This is a genomic window from Paenibacillus sp. Soil766 (genome assembly GCF_001428105.1).
Lineage (GTDB): Bacteria > Bacillota > Bacilli > Paenibacillales > NBRC-103111 > Paenibacillus_E.
Genome location: NZ_LMSJ01000045.1, coordinates 324,967 through 342,913 on the forward strand (window position 1 = coordinate 324,967; position 17,947 = coordinate 342,913).

Consider the following 17,947-nt stretch of genomic DNA (forward strand, 5'->3'; position numbering starts at 1 on the left):
AGATCAAGAAACGATCTTAGAGAGGAAGAAGCCCACATGGAAACAATTCGTGTTACAACAATGGATCAACTGAAAGCTTGTTTTGCTGTGCGATTTAACGTATTTGTTGATGAACAGCAAGTGCCCGCACATCTTGAGATGGATGAAAAGGATGAGTCTCCAGAATCCTGCCACCATTTTCTCATTATGGATGGTGAAATTCCAATTGCAACATCCAGATGGTATGAATATCAAGAAGCAAAAGCCAAGTTACAACGTGTTGCTGTCTTGAAAGATTATAGAGGAAGATCGCTTGGGAAACAACTCATCCTTGCTATGGAAAGACAGGCGATCGAGCTTGGTTGCGAATATGCGATACTTGATGCGCAATGTCAAGCAGAAGGCTTCTACAGTCAGTTGGGTTATACAGTAATCTCAGATGAACCTTTCTATGATGCCGGAATCCTGCATGTTAGAATGAAGAAAACACTTTAACTTACAGCTGAATTGTCATTCCCAGCAGTCTTATTAACGGCAAGCGGGAAAGTAAGAATAAATCGTGTCCCTATACCGAGCTCACTCTCTACTTCTAATGTACCTTGATGATCCTGTACGATTTTATAGCAAATCGATAAGCCTAAACCTGTACCTGTTTCTTTGGTAGTGAAGAAGGGATGGAAAATTTTCTCGAGTTGATCACTCGGTATACCGGGACCATTATCCGCAATGACTAAAGTCGCGTTCTTCTGATCGCGGCTTAATTTTATGTGGATGGAACCGTTTGCTCCCATGGCTTCGCAAGCATTTTTCATCATATTTAACAGAAGTTGTATCATTTTATCTTGATCCATAAGTATATGAACGGCATAGGTTGATTCATGAAAATGTATCTCATGTCCTGAGCTAGTGGCTTCCGATTCAATGAGTGAAATAACTTTGAGTACGCATTCATTCAGCGAATAGGTTTGAAAGACAGTTTGATGCGGTTTGGAGAATTGAAGGAACTCGCCAGTCAAGTCACTCATCCGATCAATCTCATCCATAATAAGTCCATACCAATTTTCAATATTGTAATCGCTTGCTTTTGATAATTGCAAAAAACCTTTGACCGTTGTTAAAGGATTTCGAATCTCGTGAGCCATGCCAGAAGCTAGTTCTCCGACAACTCGCAGTTTCTCCGAGCGGTGCATTTGTTCTTCGCGTTTTAACCAAGATTCACGTTTCTTCATAAATAGATTATGCTCCGCGTGCAAAATAAGATCATCTTTCGTTAGTGCGTCTTGAGGAAATATGGCAATGCCATATGTATTTTGAATGCCTGTAAGCTTAGGTAGTTCAGAATCAAGCTTCTGCTGATAAGAGGCAGTTGTCAGAAAATCCTTGTAAAGGGGCATGACAACAGCGAATTCATCACCGCCATATCGCGATATGAAAAGCGCTTCATTGAACAGAATCTGAAGGAGATCAGCCATTTGTTTTAGCACGAAATTACCTGCTTGAAAGCCGCCGGAGGTATTCATTGCTTTCAGATCCGTACAGTCGATAAGAAACAGCACAAGGGGCTGATGAAGTTTGATTTGCTGTTCGAGTCTTCGATGACATTCTTCATAATTATAGAGGCCAGTTAGGGAGTCTTTTTGTGTTGATAAATGACGTTCATTGCGGATGCGTTCCATTGTGCCACTTCGGAGATGGATTGTTCGTGTTAGCCAAGTGACGGCAGCAAAGTCGAGGATACTCATGAATCCAAACATGGATGCTTTAGATGCAGTTTGTAATATTAAATTAACCGTAGTCAAATAAATGATCAAGGCGCTTATGGAAAGTATCCATGCTCTCCATTTATTTTCTTCCTTGTAGGAATAGTGTGAAAGCGTTAATAAATATAAAGGATAACATAGGGCAGATTGTCCTAGTACATGAAGAGTTCCAATGAGGAGTAGTTGGAGCCATGGCATACTAGGATGTGAAGAGTGGAACCTAATGGATAAGACAAATAGACAAATAGTTAGAAGGAATAAAGGGATATTCATGACCGAGTTCAAATAAATCGTATATAGGCCATACAAGATCACATACACATAATAAACCCCATTGATAATCACCGTAATCAGCTCCCGATTGGAAATTCCCGCCATTCACATACTCTTGTGACATGTTCTATACTTGTCATAAAATCCCTGCTGTGTACTCGAAAAAAAATTGAATACCAAGGTGGATTTAGCGTAGCGAAAGAAGCCTTGAGAAATTAAATTCTCAAGGCTTCGACAAACAGTATGATCAATCGGTAATTTCGATGATTTGATGTGTGTGGATAAAGGTCATGTGACCCGTTCGACCAATGAAATCAGGCATACGATCGTCATAATGCATGAGATACATAAGTTTCTGAATATCATCTGGCAGGGTAAGCAGTTCATCTAATGTTGTGTGTACATAACCGGGTCCAGTTAATTGACAATCGTGAAAAATGGTGTGACAATTTCTTGAAAGGACAACTTCGTTTACGAGGAAGTCATAATTAAATTTCAAATCAGCACTATAGAATGTTCGGTGATTAATAAAGATCGAATAGTTAAGCTTTTGTGCAATATGCAAAGTTGGAATAATTTCGATTGTAAGTTCTGGTGAGATGGGATAGGGTACTCTTTCTTGTAGGTAAACAAGTTCGAAATAGTCCTGAAGCTGAGTGAAACCTTCCTCTGGATTGTAGAGGCCGCCTTTCAAACTATTCTCCCAAAGAACTTCAGCTAATGCCTCGGTAATATAAAGCTGCACACGTTTGCGATTATACTGATAGAATAAACGAAAAGCTACTTCTTCAAGGCCGCCTATATGGTCAGCATGAATATGTGAAATGAGAATACCATTAATTTGATCAAGCTCAACCTCAATCTCGCTAAGTGATTTAGGCACAGTTGGCCCACAATCAATAAGTAGTGTAGCATCGCCAGATCGAATTAATGCACTTGTATTGTAATACAATTTGGAAAAGGCACTGCCGGTTCCCAACATTTGAATTTGCAAACTCATTCAGTGTCCTCCAATTTTCGACAAAATCCATCTTTTTCTAATGTAACATGGGAGGTTGCTGACTTTCAACCACTATATATAGAAATAATAATACAGTAAGCTAAAGTAAACAAATAGAAGGTGTTGATTTCATAATGATTGGATTTCTTGTAAGTATTATTCTTTTGTTTATCCTGCTAGGTCTAGTAGGACTTTCAACATATGTAGGTTGGCAGTTAACGCATCCTAAACGAAAGATCGTGGATGATACCCCAGAGAATTATAACTTGCATCGAAAGGATGTTACATTCCCAAGCCGAACAGATGGGGTTATGTTAGATGGCTGGTATCTGGAATCGCCTAATCCGATAACGGTGCCCAAAACAACGACAATCATTATGTCACATGGCTACGCGGGAACACGACTTGAAAAAGGTCTGCCTGCCTTGTCTTTAGCCCAAGCACTTGTGAATGCAGGCTATCATGTACTTATGTTTGATTTTCGAAATTCAGGGCGATCAGAAGGGAACACCACGACAATAGGTTTCTTGGAGAAGGAAGATATCCTTGGCGCTATCGATTGGGTACAGACCAATACTTACAATCAAACGGAAATTGTATTACTTGGATTTTCTATGGGAGGCACGTCGTCCATCTTAGCTGCTGCGGAGACGAAAACTGTGTCTGGAGTTATTACGGACAGCGCATTTAGCCAATTAATTCCCTATCTCAAGGAAAACTTGCCTGTGTGGTCTAAGCTACCACGCTACCCTTTTACTCCGCTGATTCTATTTATTTTACCAAAACTGATTGGTGTGAACCCGCATGCTGTTGATGCTTTAGCTGCCGTTGACAAGATTGTACCAAGGCCGATTTTATTTATCCACAGTAAAGATGATCAAGCTATTCCTTATATCAATAGTGCCGAGATGTACAAGCGCCATCCAGGAGTTTTTGAGCTATGGATCACAGAAAAAGCAGGGCATGTTGGTTCATTTCATCTTGAATCAGATGCGTATATTAAGCGTGTTCTTAATTTTATTGCAAAATGTTAAATTCATCGCAACTCTTCCTAACCATCGGCGTATAAAGATGCAGACAGACAGATGACTAACGAGGTTGGAGGTTAAAAAGAGATGAAAGTTCAGCGCATTTTTACGTTGATGGTTGTGTTCTTTGTTTTAAGTACGGCTGCGGTGGTAGCCTCATCGATATGGGGGGATTATAAAGGGTATAGCATTGCTAGATTAGTCGTAAACAATCAAACGAAGGAATTCGCAGATTCCGATGTGCCGCCGCTTATTGTGGACGGCAAGACGGTTCTTCCGTTACGTGCTATGAGTGACGCTTTACAGTCCTTGCTCAGATGGGATGATGCGAGTAAAACAGCTTATTTGTTCAAGCCCAATGTACATATGTTCTTTACAACAGAAGTACGCAAAGATTCAGCTATCGTTCCTTTTGGCGTTGTTGAACGAGGCAAACAAGCAGATTTTATCGTGTTCGCACAAGTTGACAATTTAAAAACGGGCATCAATTCGGTACGTGTTTCTATTGTTTCCCCAAGTGGGAAAAATGTGATTACACCTGTCGAGAAATCAATCTCAGATTCCAAAGAATCGTTCTGGTTGAAAGTTCCAGTATATGGCGTATCATTCGATGAAGCAGGCACGTATGTTGTCAAATTCGCTATGCAGCAAAGTGGTAGCAGCGAGTATTCAGTCGTTTCGGAAAAGCAAATTCAATCGGAGTAAGACAAGCAGGTATTATCTGGTTTGACCTCTTAATATGAAAATGTTAGGATATTTAAGTAACTTATTACTTAATGAAATGAGGTTCTGCCTGTGAGCGATGAGAAGCATGATCATGTGCACGGCCCGGACTGTGACCACGATCACGACGAGCAAGGGGAAGATGTTTTTATCGTAACGGACGAGAACGGTGTAGAGCATGAAATGGTCATGGTATATACCTTCCAATCTCAGGAGCAAGCATATGCTGTGTTACTCGATCGTAATGATCCTGAAGCAGATGGCGTCATTTTCCGTGTTGAAGAAGAGGACGAAGATGCTTTCCTCGTTAACATTGAAGATGAAGAAGAGTGGGAACGTGTAGTAACGATTTACAATGAAATCGTGGCTCAAGAAGGCGAAGAATAAGAGCTATACATAAGAACCCCCTAGCAGAGTGATCTGTTAGGGGGTTTCTGTTTGTGTTCATTCATTTTCTAGGATTGAAATACATGATTCTACCGTTAAATAGATGAAGTTCAGCTTTCAGAAGTTTGCCCAGATATTTGCAGAATTCATTGCCCTTGCTCTTGTCACCATGTGTGGCATTGTCAGGCAATACGAATTGAACGAACTGGCGCTCATTCTCCTGGTTTTGTTCAGAACCGACTCCAATCACGATAGTATGATATAAAGCGTTGGTGCCTTTCAGATAAAACCATTTGCCTTCGCCTTCCGGCTTCGTTTCAATCGTATAAGGAAATCCGGCTTCGTCATACTCCCAACCAAGTTGTTTGGCTGTTTGGCTAAGTTGATCCCGATAATGCAGCAGCTTGTCCTTGATTTCATCCAAGGTAAGTGCAGCAACAACGGATCCTGTTACGAATTTAATATAAGCGCTTTGAGCCATTCCTTGATCACCTCATTCGCAAAACATCACCCATATCATAGCATCATGTAAACGGTTTTACAATATATCCCTTGGGGTAGAGTGCTTAGAAAATGGCTTGTGTTTCTACGATAACTTTCACCTGTTGGACACTGCGATCCTCAGGCCCTTTGACAGGCAATCCGACTTCTACATGCTCAACAATATAATCGATTAGCTCTTGTGTTATAACTTCACCAGGGAGCAAGATAGGAATGCCTGGCGGGTAAACATAAATGAATTCAGCAATGATGCGATCCGCAGAGTCTTTAAAAGGCAGAATCTCAGTTTCACCGTAGAAAGCATCTCGTGGTGTCAATGTTAGTTGTGGAATCGCTGGGACCTTAATGACAACTTCTTTGACTTCAGCAACATCATCATTGATGTGAGATAACTCACGTAAAGCTGTTAGCAAAATGTCTACATTCTCTGGTGTATCACCTGGTGTGAAGAGACAGAGGATGTTGTACATGTCACTCATTTCGACTTCAATATTGTAATGATCGCGAAGCCAGTTCTCTACTTCAAAGCCCGTGATACCAAGCTTACGGACGTGTACGCAGATTTTGGTAGGGTCATAGGCATAAGTGGCCTCGTCTCCAAGGATTTCTTCCCCGAAGCAATAAAGGTTCGGAATCTCGTTGATTTGTTTACGCGCATAATGAGCAAGCTCAATGGTGCGTTCTGCCATTTCACGTCCATTCAGAGCAAGGTGACGTCGCGATGTATCTAAAGAGCCTAGTAAAATATATGAAGTCGAAGTCGTCGTCAGCATCGAAATGATGGTCTGAATACGTTTCGGATTCACGCGATTTCCTTTGACATTAAGGACGGAGCTTTGCGTCATGGAACCACCAAGCTTATGTACACTCGTGGCCGCCATATCAGCGCCCGCTTCCATAGCAGACATCGGCAGCTTCTCATGGAAATGAATAAGCACGCCATGCGCTTCATCAACAAGAACGGGCATATTGTAGCTGTGAACGAGATCTACGATCTCTTTGAGGTTCGTACATACGCCATAATAGGTAGGATTAATGACAAGAACAGCTTTTGCATCCGGATGCTTTTCGAGTGCACGGCGAACGGATCGAGTCGGAATACCGTGATCAATCCCTAAATTTTTATCGCGAGCAGGTTGAATGAACACAGGCTTAGCGCCAACGAAAATAATCGCGGCTAGTACGGATTTATGGACATTCCGCGGTACGATAATTTTATCGCCTTCGGAACAAACCGTCATAATCATCGTCATGATCGCTCCGCTCGTGCCTTGCACGGAGAAGAACGTGTGATCTGCGCCAAACGCATGCGCAGCCAGCTTCTGAGCTTCTTCAATGACGCCCATCGGCTGGTGGAGATCATCTAGCGGTGCTATATTGATGAGGTCGATGGAAAGGGCATTATCGCCGATGAAAGCACGAAACTCCGGGTCCATGCCGACTCCTTTTTTATGGCCAGGAATGTGAAACTGAATTGGATTTCTTTCCGCATGCGCAAGCAATGCAGAGAACAGGGGTGTACGGGTATGATCCACCTGATTATCGCTTCCCTTCTAACGTGGATTGCTTGTCCGCAAGAATGCAACAAACAAAATGAGTATATCAAACTAGAGATTTCATGCAAGTTAATTTTTTCAAATAGTTTGTGCAAAATGGGGTCAAACTAACACGAAGAAGTATATATGGGCAAATAAAAGGAGAATTCGGATGATTTGGATGCGAAAATGGCAGGGAAATCGGCTGTTCTCACCATTTGTGATAGAACTGTTAATTATTATGTTTGTCGTCGAATTTGTTAAGGGAGCTTTGCTTCTAACTGTTTTGCCAGTTTACATGACAACTTCGCTCGGTGCCTCTGCATTTATTATCGGATGGACGTTGGCGGCACAATATATTGGCGATAATGTGTTACGTACACCTGTTGGATGGATCATTGATCGTCTCGGATATCGAGTGACCATGTTGACTGGGGTTTTGTTGACATTCCTTTCGGTTATTATTATGGCAATTACTACACAGTACATGTGGGTGATCGTCGGTTGTGCGCTTCTCGGATTTGGTACGGCCCCCTTATGGCCTTGTGTGATTACGGGTACGACAGAGGTAGCAGGTGATGAGGGCAAAGCAACGATTATGAGTGTGGTTTATATGGCGTGGCTTTCTGGGGTAGGGCTTGGTCCTGTGGTGATTAACTTTTTCGTCGGTGAAAATAACTATGCTTTTGCATTCAAGCTGCTTATTGGCTGTATGTCGGTAGTCGTGGTAATCGCACTTATGCTGCCTCGCAAACAGAAGGTGAACATATCTAATCGCGGTGAAGAAGAACAAGAAGTTGCTCTCAAATCATATCAAGTACACAAGTCTACTTGGTCGCATCGTGTTTCTACTTATTTAAGCGAGGTTCGGAAATCGATGTCGATCAGCCCGCTGATGTTTCCGGCTATGTTTGCTCAGACATTTGCTCTGGGGATATTAACACCAATTCTAACGCTCTATGCCAAAGAAGTATTGATGCTATCTTCCTTTCAATACAGCCTATTTTTGGTAGCAGGAGGTGCGGTTACCGTCCTATTTCTGATTCCAATGGGCAAAATAGTAGACCGAATAGGGATTCGTCCGTTCCTACTTATCGGGTTTGCGCTTAGTGCAGCAGCCTTACTACTTTTCACTTATGTCAAATCAATGAGCATGCTGTACATCTTGGTGGCGCTGCTCGGGGTGGGTTACGCGTTCATTATTCCTTCTTGGAATGCGCTGATTGCTTCTGCCATTCCGCCTGAGAAGAGAGGGGCAGTCTGGGGATTTTTCCTCACGATTGAAGGGTGTGGGATGATTGTAGGCCCTATTGTTTCTGGGAAGCTATGGGACGTTTATGGGTATCACGCGCCATTCTTAACGAGTGGATTCGTCCTTATAGGGCTACTTGTTCTTCAAATGTTCATTTCCATCCCCAAAAAAGGTATGGTACGATAAGGAAAAAGAAATGGTTTGGAGGCTTAACGCATCATGAATAAACAGATTGGAATCATCATGTTGTTGCTGATGACGATCTTTATTGGTTTCGGAATTATCATTCCAGTGTTGCCAGAAGTTGTGACTGGTGCGGGAGCAAAGTTTCATAACGCCGTACTTCTGTCTGTGTATTCAGCGGCTTCCTTTTTGATGTCTCCCATCTGGGGGGGCTTATCGGATCGTATCGGACGCAGACCCATTATCCTCATCGGACTGCTAGGCTTTAGCTTGAGCTTCTTGATTTTCGGCTTTGCCAATGATCAGCTCTGGATTATGTATGTATCCCGAATTTTAGGCGGCTTATTCTCTGGTGCAGCCACGGCTTGTGCAGTAGCTTATGTCGCGGATATTACAACAGCAGAGAATAGAACAAAGGGCATGGGCATGGTAGGAATGTCCATTGGTCTAGGCTTTATCTTCGGACCAGCCCTTGGTGGGATTGTTAGCAAATGGGGAACATATACGCCTTTCTTTGTAGCTGCTGCACTTTCCTTTGCTTCGTTCCTCTTTGCGGCTGCGATTCTTAAAGAATCCTTGACGTCGGACAAGCGTAGATCTTCGAAGGAAAAAGCGCCTTCGCGCTGGACTGCTTTCGATGGAGCTTCTAAGTACTTGTACGTGCTGTCATTCTTTGTGTCATTCACATTGGCGGGACTTGAAGCAACACTTCAGTATTATCAAATGGACAAAATCGGCGCTACGCCGTTTGACATCGGCATGATGTTCCTCGCTAGCGGCATCGTCGGTGCCTTGATCCAAGGCGGCGTCGTACGCCGCTTAGTGAAACAAGGTGCCGAACAGTTCGTCATCGGCATTGGGCTATTGCTCTCAGCAGCTGGCTTCTTCCTGCTGCTGTACTCCAGCAGCGTGGTAACCGCTGCGATTTACTTATCGGTCTTCGGCGCAGGGAACGCGCTGATCAGACCGTGTGTGACGTCGCTGATTACGCAGCGTACGAAGGTTGGACAAGGCGTCGCGACAGGCCTCAGCTCCTCCATGGACAGCCTGGGCCGCATCGCAGGCCCGCTCCTTGGCGGAGCGGTGTTCGCGATCTCACATTCGCTGCCGTTCATCATCGGCGGGGTGCTTTGCCTAGCTGCGATCTTGCTGCTGCAGCGGTTCATTTTGGTTGATCGCCAAACTACCGCGCAACGAGCGGTTTAGTCGAACGTACAAAAGCTGCACATCCGGCTCTCCGCAAGGAGAGGGATGTGCAGCTTTTTGGTATGCCAGGGAATATATTACGTTCGTGGAGATAATCCATACATAATGAATTTAATTGTATAGTCGATTTCTTTCTTTTCATCCCACTCCGATTCAGGAACTAGAAGAAACCGAGTAATGAGAAACCCCATTATCGTTGAAACGATCAGCCGCATCGTAGTGGGTTCAGGGAGCTCAATAAGCTGCCCCTGCTTCTGGAAATGCCGAATCGCCTTATAAGCTTTCTCAAGCACCAGCACCGCCACCGACTCTTTAAATTGTTCGCGAAGTTCATTATGGAATGGAATTTCATGCATGAAAATTTTAATGACAGGAAAGTGCTTGCGAGCAAACTCTAAGCGATTCATGGTAATCGCACGTAGGAATTGCTCAACATCGGGATAATCAGCTTCCAGTACCTTGGTGAAATCTTTAACCGCGAATGGTGCAATGAGCTTAGACATCATCGGGGCTACAATTGAAAGCAGCAGCTCTTTTTTCGTTTTGTAATGACGAAAGATTGTACCTTCCGCTACGCCAGCCTTCTGCGCAATCTCACTCGTAGAGGAGCCTGCAAAACCTTTCTCAGAGAAAATCTCCACAGCCGCTTGAACAATCTTAATCTGTTTATCGGTCATTTTATCTTCTTCGTCGTTCAGACGCAGCAGTTCAGTTAACCATGGCTCGATATCGGACATTGCATTCACCTCTTCTCTATTCATTGACATCCATTATATCTTACGATGCTTCCGCAATGCCACAATATTCAAGATCATAAAGGCGAGAGTAAATAACGCAAGTACGAGCACATCAAGCCAGATGCGGTCCCAGCCTGCGCCGCGAATCATAATATTTCGCAGAGCGTCAGCACCGTAATATAGCGGCATCAGATGACCGATCCAGCGAAGATAGACAGACATCGTATCCAAGCTAAACAAGCCGGAGAAGAAAACTTGAGGCACAATGATAAGCGGAATGAACTGAATCATCTGGAACTCATTGTTCGCGAAGGCAGAAATCAGCGTTCCCAAGGAGAGGGCAGACAATGCAAGCAAGAGGGTAATCAGCAGCACATACCAGAAGGAACCTACCATCATCAGGCCGAGGACGCTCGTTGCAAACCATGCAATAAGCGTAGCTTGCAAGGTAGTGAATATCCCGAAGCCGAGAATGTACCCAACAACGATCTCCCAGCGGCGCAAAGGTGTAGCGAGCAATCGTTCCAAGGTTCCACCAGTGCGCTCTCTAAGGAAGGAAACGCCTGATAAAAGAAAGACGAAGAAGAAGACAAAAAATCCAATGAGGACTGGTCCGAAATTGTCAAAAGCGGCCATATCAGACCCGCCGTGTAAATAAGTAATCGTCGGTGCAAGAGCTGTTGCGCTGCCGGTCGGTGTTGAATTCTGCAACGCCTTTTGCAACAGGAAGAGTACAGCTTTGTTCTTGCTTGGATCGCTGCCTTCCAGTGTCACCTGCGGTGTTGATCCATTCATGAGGAGTACAGCGTCTAGTTGAACATGATTCAGTTCCCTTTGGGCTTCTTCTGCTGAGTAAACGGTAACCTCCGCATTCAATTCCTGCAGCTTCTGAATAAGCGGGGTAGGCACATTAACAGCGCCAAGCTTGGGCACATAGGTGTTGCCATTGAAGACTAAAGACATCATGAACAGAATGAGCATGGGGGCCACTAACATCATCATGAGTGTTCGTTTATCATGGAAAAATTGGCGGAGTATGCGTACAACTATAGCCCGAATTCTCATGCCCCAGCACCTCCATAGACTAGGAATGCTTCTTCAATAGTGGAAGAGGAGGTTGCGTGCTTCAATTCAGCAGGTGTACCAATGGCGGTGAGTCTACCGTCTCGAATCATGCCGAGTTGATGACACTTGTCTGCTTCATCCATCACATGTGTAGTCAGAAGAATGGTGGTTCCATTCAAACTAAGATTCGTCAGTTCCTGCCAGATTGATTTGCGTAAGACAGGGTCAATCCCTACTGTAGGTTCATCGAGAATAAGGATACTCGGCTCATGAAGCAAGGCAATAGCAAGTGATAACCTTCGCTTCATGCCTCCTGAGTAATTGCTGACTTGCTTCTTCAAATGATTGCTCAAATCAACGAGCTCCATGACAGCTTGAATGCGCTGCTTGCATTTGGCACCTTTGAGGCCATACAAGGCTGCGAAAAAAGCGAGGTTCTCCTGCGCTGTCAATTCCGTATATAAGGCATCTGATTGCGCCATATAGCCGATTTGGGAGAGCATAGCGAGCTGTGGCATCTTCTGGCCAAGTACGGTCACCTGACCGGACGTGGGGGCATCAATGCCTGCGATCATGCGTACAAGAGTTGTTTTTCCTGAGCCGGAAGGACCGAGGAGACCGAAGATCTGTGAACTTGGAACAGCAAGTGTAATATCCTTCAGAACTGTTTTTTCACCGAATTGCTTACTGACCCCATGCACGTGAATCGATGTGGCGGACGTCATGGCCTGCACCTCTTTCCATAATTATTAAAGTGAGTAATCACTCATTTTACTAATCCAATCATACGATAAACGTTTGCACTTGAAAAGTGAGTAATCACTCATTTTTTAAAAAAAAGAGGAGCGAAGAAAAAGAGGCATTCCACAGAATGCCCCTCTTAGTACCGACCAATAGTTACTTTTTCGCCTTTGGTTCCATTTTGTGATCGACCCACTTCTCGATAGAAGGGGTTAATTGATCCTTAATGGATACCACTAGCTTGTCTTTGGAAATACCTTTTGCTTGCGCAATTTCGGCAAGTGATTTACCCGCATGCAGCTGTGCGCGGAGCTCGTCTTTGCTCATGCCAAGCGACTTTGCGAGCTTTTCAGTGTCGGGTTTTAAACCGAACTTATGCTTGCCGTGACCAGGATGGTGAGCGAGTAGGTTCTTCTCATTGAGAATGAACTTTAAATGCTCGGCGAGCTTTTGTTTCATATGGTCACCTTGATCGGCAGTCAGCTTTCCATCTTTCACAGCGGTTTCAATCTTCGTTGTCCGCAGTTGTTGCAGCTTCGCAGTTAGGTCTGCTTCCGAGATGCCTTTTTCTGCGGCAAATTCCACAATGCTTTTCCCGCTCTTCAATGATTTGAAGAGAACTTCTTTGTCAACGCCGATAATGGCAGCGGATTCTTCAATGATCGGCCATTTTCTTTTATGAAGTCCACCTTGCTCACTCTCATCGGCTTGTTGCTGTGTAACGGTTGACTGATCTTCGTAATCAGGATTTTGTGCAATAGCGGTGAGGCTTCCACCCAAAATACAGGTGAGTGCGATCGTGCTGATGAACAGCCTTCTCATTTTAGTGGGTTCCATTGGATTCGAGGACTCCTTTCCTGTTTAATGGGAATTACAGGATTTAGTGTGCGCAGGAAAGCCTCGGTTTAGTTGAAAATAACCTTAATTTCACATAAATTTTTTATGAAATTATTGCGATGGAGTATCGACTGCAAGCTTGTACAAAGGAATCAGTTTCTCAAAGGTTTGTTCAATTAAGCGCTGGAGTTCAGCGGGATTCGTTAACACGGGATCATCGAAGCGGAGGTTTCTTCCCATGAGAAGCTCAGCTTTTTTGACATCGCGGAAACGAGTAAGTGCTTCGTTCCACCCCTTAGTGTCGAGCAGAGACACTGGAGTTGCATCTTTTTTCATATGATCAAAGGAGAGAAGGAAGTCTTTAGGAATTTCTGCTTGGATTAGATTCAAATTATTCATGTACGTTTTCGCGATATTGCTTTTGTTCGGCAGTTCATAAATAAGTGCAAGCCAGATGAAAACTCGATCATCGAATAGTCCGACTTGAAAGTGAGGCACTTGCTTGTAGCCGCGTTTATTAGGACAAATGGCCATCCAGGTATCAACGGGCGGGTTAATTTTACGGCGCAAATGTTTCGCAATATGTAGGAACATCTCGGTTCCAGATTGTACGGATAATTCAGCTGCTAACACATCGCCAAGTGCCTTGAATTTAGGCTGAATTCGCTCTTGAATGGCGGCCATTCGACCGTCTAAACCTTCAATGGCGAAAGTATCGAAATCGTGTTGTGTAAATCCTGTAAAACTCATTATGGAAGGTCCTCATTTCACAATCATGTTTTTCAACTATTCTAAAGCAATTTTGTACATCTCGCAATGAATCGCTAGTTTCGTTGACATCGTCGTATAGGTCATTTGATCCATATTGTCGAAATTAGCAGGGAAATTTAGGTATTTGTCGAATGACTAGGGTAACAAGCTAGGATAGGTACAGGAGGTATAAAGATGAAGAAGCTACCGAAATGGTCAAAAATGGCAATCATAGGAACACTAATGGGAACTTGCTTTGGAGCAGGTGTATATGCAGAGGATGTACTTCAACGTGTCGACGCGTACATTCGTAATGATTTTAAGGTTGTCGTCAATGGGCAAGCCGTTAAGCTTGCGAATCCGCCATTAATTTATAATAATACGAGTTATTTGCCAGTCAAAGAATTAGGCGGTTATTTGGGAGCTGTAGTGAATTGGCAGGATAGCACGAAAACCATATTCGTCAATCCACGTGTGAATCCAAATCAACCGACGGAGGGAACGGCATCCAATTACTTGGAAATTACGCTGCAATTTCCATATGCGCAGTATATGGATTACCGCGGGGCTACCTATCCAATGTTAATTAATAATACGGATCAAGTGTATTATCGCTTAATCGATGTGGAGCGAATGGGTATTCGCACAGATGGCTTGCGTAAGGCTAAAGAGAAGTTTACAGAACAACTCTACGTAAGTGAGACTGAACTGAAAAATGTATGGGGGAATGAGCCGCCAAAGATATCCTATACGAATTTCGAACCAATCGTCGTAACCGAAGAGAACGATCCGCTTAAGCTGAAAAAATTGAAAGAGTACGCAGAAGATTTCCGATATCTGCAAATCGGCCAAGTCAGCGTAGCTTCAAACCCCATAATCTTTGATAAATTAAAAGAAGAAAATACATACAGCTATCTAACATCTGATGAAACAGGCCATTTTTATCGAACAACAATCACCCTAACTCAAACAACAGCGTGGAATAATACGATCGATTATTTCGTTGGAAGTTCTGCGAAAGAAGATATCCAGGCTGGTAAAGTCACGAAATAGTTTCTCATTCTTGTTTCCGCCTCAAATAAAATATGGCAATTTGTGTGCGATCTCGTAGGTTTAATTTACTTAAAATTTCAGTTATATAGTTCTTCACCGTACCTTCGCTCAGGAATAACTCCTGGGCGATTTCTTTATTTGAAAGGCCATCTGAGATTTTAGCTATTATAATCTGTTCATTTGCTGTCAAACCATATCCATCAATTGAAGTGGCCGACACATCCGTTTTGGAAGGGATTTCTTGAATGAAACTGGTTAGCTTTTTTGCAATTTCGGGATGAACAAGTAAATTCCCTTGCTTTACGGTCTTAACGCCTTGGATGATACGATCTGGGGAAATATTTTTTAATAAATAACCGCTAGCGCCGTTTCTTAGAGCCTGTATGATGTACGCATCGTCATCAAAGGTTGTCAGAATCAAGATGGCGATGTCCGGATTGCATTGCTTGATGAGTTTGGTTCCTTGCACACCGTCACAACCGGGCATTCGAATATCCATAAGGACTACATCAACGTGAACACCTGCTTGAATAAATGCAAGAGCTTCATCTCCATTTGTGCAGGTGCCAACGACAGTAATTTCGGGATCCAGACCAATAATTAATTGTAAGCTTTCACGAATAAATGGATCATCATCTGTAATTAGAACATGAATCATGATTCTTCAACCCTCCACTTTAATTACTCATGTACATGACGAAAAGTTGGCAAAACCGTTGTTACGGTGTATAGATCCTCATCGGCTATGAGGAGATTCCCCCCAATAAGCTTACTCCGTTCCTCCATCCCAGTTAGTCCTAAGCCCTTAACTAGTGGTTCTGAAGCACGTTTACCATTGTTGGAAATCGCCATGGATACTTGATGCGGCGTAAACTTTAAAACCAAGTGAACCTGTGTGGCTGATCCGTGCCGTATCGCATTCGTAATCGCCTCTTGTGCATTGCGGTAAAGAATGAATTCCATGCTGGGATACAAATCATAGGGCATGCCTTCGATACTCATTTCGATGTGGATGCCATTCTCTTGTTTCAGTCCTTCAATCAGCTTATGCAGAGAGTAGCCATGCAGGGACTGCTCATCAGGCTTCAATCTACGCACGGTAGAGCGAAGGAGTTCCATGCTTTCACCAAGCTGGTCACGGACGGAGCCAAGCATCTCGGTTCCTTTTTTCGGCTGTATGGGAAGAATGCTAAGAGAGGCCTCCATCATCATTTTTAGACGAATGAGCTTATGACCCAAATCATCATGGAGGTCATGTGAGATTCGGTTTCGTTCCTCGGTTTGGGCGATATGCTCAACCTTTCTTGCATAATCCAATAACCGAAGTCGTGCTTCATCCAAGTCATAATGCTGCTTGCGAAGTTGATCAAAAAGCAGGTGTACATCTTCTTTATTTTGTTTCGTTTGCTGCAGTTGAAAAAGAATGAGTGTGAGTGCTAGGTACATGAGATTGGCAATGATGTAATAACTAGTCGGCTGGTTTAGCAAGGTAAGATTCAGAACAAGTAGTTGTATGAGCCATACCGGAAACTGTGTTCGTGCCGTCGTATGATCTCCAAACGTTAGTAATGTTGAGAAAAAAGCGATGAACCATATTCCGTTGCAGTAGTAGTTCATCCAGCCAACACTGCCTATTTCAATTAGCAGCATCGGGAAGGCGTGTGGGAACCGTGTTCGGCGTATTTCTGTCATTGCAAAGTAGAGAAGAACAAGAAGGGTGTAAGTATCATTAGAAGCATAATTCTCCAAATACATGGAGGCGATGGCTGGAATCAGAATGAGTAAATAACGTGTAAGATGGAGTTGACGTTGCAAGCCGTTTTCCTTCCTTTATTGGGCGTTTTTAGTGAAGTATAGCATATACCACATAGGTCTTTACACGTTGCGTTGTGAGAAAATGACTTTTGTCACCTCGATTAATGACTTCTTCTACCTGATACCATGGCTGGGAACGTGTACAATAACCATAATCTGTATTGTAGAAGAAAGGAAGAGGGATCTATGAGCTTTGTTCAATTGAAAAATGTTGTAAAGAAATATAATGATCGCATTTCAGTCGACCATTTGAATCTTACTATTCGTGAAGGCGAAGTTTTCGGTCTGTTAGGCCCTAATGGAGCGGGCAAAAGCTCGACGATTAAAATGCTAAGCGGACTGTTGAAAATTGATCAAGGCGAGGTGCTTGTTGGCGGATGTTCCGTAGCTAAAAACCCGATAGAGGTTAAGCGTCAAATTGGTCTTGTTCCTCAAGAATTAGCGATTTATGAAAACTTAAGTGCTCGAGAGAATGTCACTTTTTTTGCGAAGTTATACGGATTACGAGGAAAGTTGTTAAAAGACAGAGTAGAAGAATCATTGTCCTTCGTTGGCTTGTTAGATCGAGCGAGCGATCTAGCAAGCTCATTCTCGGGTGGAATGAAGCGGAGATTAAACATTGCGTGCGCGATTATGCATCATCCTAAACTGATCATTATGGATGAACCTACGGTGGGGATCGATCCCCAATCACGTAATCATATTTTGGAATCGGTACGTGAGTTGAACCGGATTGGTTCAACGATTATCTATACCTCACACTATATGGAGGAAGTGTCTACGATCTCTACGAGGGTCGGCATCATGGATCATGGTCATCTCATCGCATGTGGCACGCAGGAGGAACTGAGAAGTAAGGTTGCACAGGACAACAAAATTATTCTGCAAGTAACGAATCTGGTTGATCTAGCTATACAAGAGCTAAGGGAGCATCCATTGATTAAAAATGTGATCCACACTGATCAAACGATTGAACTTATTGTAGGAACGACGCAAAGTTATTTGCAAGATATCTTATTTATTCTTTCCAAGCATGGTGTCAAGATTCAGACGCTCTCCCAAGTAGAGCCTGATCTAGAGGCTTTGTTCCTGTCATTGACGGGAAGAACCTTGAGAGACTAG

Annotated in this window: 19 protein-coding genes; 8 read left to right on the forward strand and 11 right to left on the reverse strand. The window is 43.4% G+C overall.

The genetic code is table 11. From position 1 onward, the window contains the following. Window positions 1-36 precede the first annotated feature (36 nt). A complete protein-coding gene (locus ASG89_RS28810; RefSeq protein WP_057314719.1) occupies window positions 37-474 on the forward strand; it encodes a GNAT family N-acetyltransferase in 438 nt (145 codons plus the stop codon). On the opposite strand, the gene ASG89_RS28815 is transcribed toward ASG89_RS28810, so the two are convergent. Together ASG89_RS28815 and ASG89_RS28820 are read right to left on the reverse strand one after the other, a co-directional pair. Further along, the gene (locus tag ASG89_RS28815; protein ID WP_057314721.1) at window positions 471-2,117 is read right to left on the reverse strand and encodes an ATP-binding protein; all 1,647 of its coding nucleotides are present in this window, start codon (window positions 2,115-2,117) and stop codon (window positions 471-473) included. The two genes, ASG89_RS28810 and ASG89_RS28815, sit on opposite strands and share 4 nt — an antisense overlap. 142 nt (window positions 2,118-2,259) lie before the next feature. Then, on the reverse strand, window positions 2,260-3,012 hold the full coding sequence (locus ASG89_RS28820) for an MBL fold metallo-hydrolase (RefSeq protein ID WP_057314722.1): 753 nt from the start codon (window positions 3,010-3,012) through the stop codon (window positions 2,260-2,262). 134 nt (window positions 3,013-3,146) lie between these two features. Here ASG89_RS28820 and ASG89_RS28825 point away from each other — a divergent pair, with 134 nt between their 5' ends. From ASG89_RS28825 to ASG89_RS28835, 3 genes are all read left to right on the forward strand, one after another. Continuing rightward, window positions 3,147-4,046: an alpha/beta hydrolase gene (locus ASG89_RS28825; RefSeq protein ID WP_057314724.1), complete on the forward strand. Its 900-nt coding sequence runs from the start codon at window positions 3,147-3,149 to the stop codon at window positions 4,044-4,046. A gap of 81 nt (window positions 4,047-4,127) precedes the next feature. Beyond that, window positions 4,128-4,745 carry a stalk domain-containing protein gene (locus ASG89_RS28830; protein WP_057314725.1) on the forward strand — a complete coding sequence of 206 codons (618 nt, stop codon included), beginning with the start codon at window positions 4,128-4,130 and terminating at the stop codon, window positions 4,743-4,745. Window positions 4,746-4,835: 90 nt separating this feature from the next. Beyond that, window positions 4,836-5,150: a DUF1292 domain-containing protein gene (locus ASG89_RS28835; RefSeq protein WP_056612546.1), complete on the forward strand. Its 315-nt coding sequence runs from the start codon at window positions 4,836-4,838 to the stop codon at window positions 5,148-5,150. Window positions 5,151-5,211: 61 nt separating this feature from the next. Here the strand turns inward: ASG89_RS28835 and ASG89_RS28840 are convergent, their stop codons facing one another. Then, window positions 5,212-5,631: a DUF1885 family protein gene (locus tag ASG89_RS28840; RefSeq protein WP_057314727.1), complete on the reverse strand. Its 420-nt coding sequence runs from the start codon at window positions 5,629-5,631 to the stop codon at window positions 5,212-5,214. An 85-nt stretch (window positions 5,632-5,716) separates the two neighbouring features. After that, window positions 5,717-7,186, reverse strand: coding sequence for an aminotransferase class I/II-fold pyridoxal phosphate-dependent enzyme (locus ASG89_RS28845; protein WP_057314729.1), 1,470 nt, complete (start codon window positions 7,184-7,186; stop codon window positions 5,717-5,719). A 172-nt stretch (window positions 7,187-7,358) separates the two neighbouring features. On the opposite strand from ASG89_RS28845, the gene ASG89_RS28850 reads away from it, so the two are divergent. Both ASG89_RS28850 and ASG89_RS28855 read left to right on the forward strand, forming a co-directional pair. After that, window positions 7,359-8,624, forward strand: coding sequence for an MFS transporter (locus ASG89_RS28850; RefSeq protein WP_057314730.1), 1,266 nt, complete (start codon window positions 7,359-7,361; stop codon window positions 8,622-8,624). A gap of 33 nt (window positions 8,625-8,657) precedes the next feature. Continuing rightward, window positions 8,658-9,827: an MFS transporter gene (locus tag ASG89_RS28855; RefSeq protein WP_057314732.1), complete on the forward strand. Its 1,170-nt coding sequence runs from the start codon at window positions 8,658-8,660 to the stop codon at window positions 9,825-9,827. A gap of 77 nt (window positions 9,828-9,904) precedes the next feature. On the opposite strand, the gene ASG89_RS28860 is transcribed toward ASG89_RS28855, so the two are convergent. The 5 genes from ASG89_RS28860 to ASG89_RS28880 form a co-directional block, all read right to left on the reverse strand. Next, a complete protein-coding gene (locus tag ASG89_RS28860) occupies window positions 9,905-10,594 on the reverse strand; it encodes a TetR/AcrR family transcriptional regulator (protein ID WP_414813300.1) in 690 nt (229 codons plus the stop codon). Window positions 10,595-10,597: 3 nt separating this feature from the next. Continuing rightward, window positions 10,598-11,629 (reverse strand): ABC transporter permease, encoded by a 1,032-nt coding sequence (locus tag ASG89_RS28865; RefSeq protein ID WP_057314736.1) that lies wholly within the window; start codon window positions 11,627-11,629, stop codon window positions 10,598-10,600. Continuing rightward, window positions 11,626-12,354, reverse strand: a complete 729-nt coding sequence (locus ASG89_RS28870; protein ID WP_057314737.1) for an ABC transporter ATP-binding protein — start codon at window positions 12,352-12,354, stop codon at window positions 11,626-11,628. Before ASG89_RS28870 ends, ASG89_RS28865 begins: the two co-directional genes overlap by 4 nt. A gap of 172 nt (window positions 12,355-12,526) precedes the next feature. Beyond that, window positions 12,527-13,207 (reverse strand): hypothetical protein, encoded by a 681-nt coding sequence (locus ASG89_RS28875; RefSeq protein WP_057314738.1) that lies wholly within the window; start codon window positions 13,205-13,207, stop codon window positions 12,527-12,529. A 111-nt stretch (window positions 13,208-13,318) separates the two neighbouring features. Continuing rightward, window positions 13,319-13,957 carry a DUF1054 domain-containing protein gene (locus ASG89_RS28880; RefSeq protein ID WP_057314739.1) on the reverse strand — a complete coding sequence of 213 codons (639 nt, stop codon included), beginning with the start codon at window positions 13,955-13,957 and terminating at the stop codon, window positions 13,319-13,321. 195 nt (window positions 13,958-14,152) lie between these two features. On the opposite strand from ASG89_RS28880, the gene ASG89_RS28885 reads away from it, so the two are divergent. Beyond that, a complete protein-coding gene (locus ASG89_RS28885) occupies window positions 14,153-15,010 on the forward strand; it encodes a stalk domain-containing protein (RefSeq protein ID WP_057314740.1) in 858 nt (285 codons plus the stop codon). Between the two features lie 4 nt (window positions 15,011-15,014). Here the strand turns inward: ASG89_RS28885 and ASG89_RS28890 are convergent, their stop codons facing one another. Then, window positions 15,015-15,668, reverse strand: a complete 654-nt coding sequence (locus ASG89_RS28890; protein WP_057314742.1) for a response regulator transcription factor — start codon at window positions 15,666-15,668, stop codon at window positions 15,015-15,017. Window positions 15,669-15,691: 23 nt separating this feature from the next. Next, window positions 15,692-16,825, reverse strand: coding sequence for a sensor histidine kinase (locus ASG89_RS28895; protein ID WP_057314744.1), 1,134 nt, complete (start codon window positions 16,823-16,825; stop codon window positions 15,692-15,694). 186 nt (window positions 16,826-17,011) lie between these two features. On the opposite strand from ASG89_RS28895, the gene ASG89_RS28900 reads away from it, so the two are divergent. Further along, on the forward strand, window positions 17,012-17,947 hold the full coding sequence (locus tag ASG89_RS28900) for an ABC transporter ATP-binding protein (protein WP_057314746.1): 936 nt from the start codon (window positions 17,012-17,014) through the stop codon (window positions 17,945-17,947).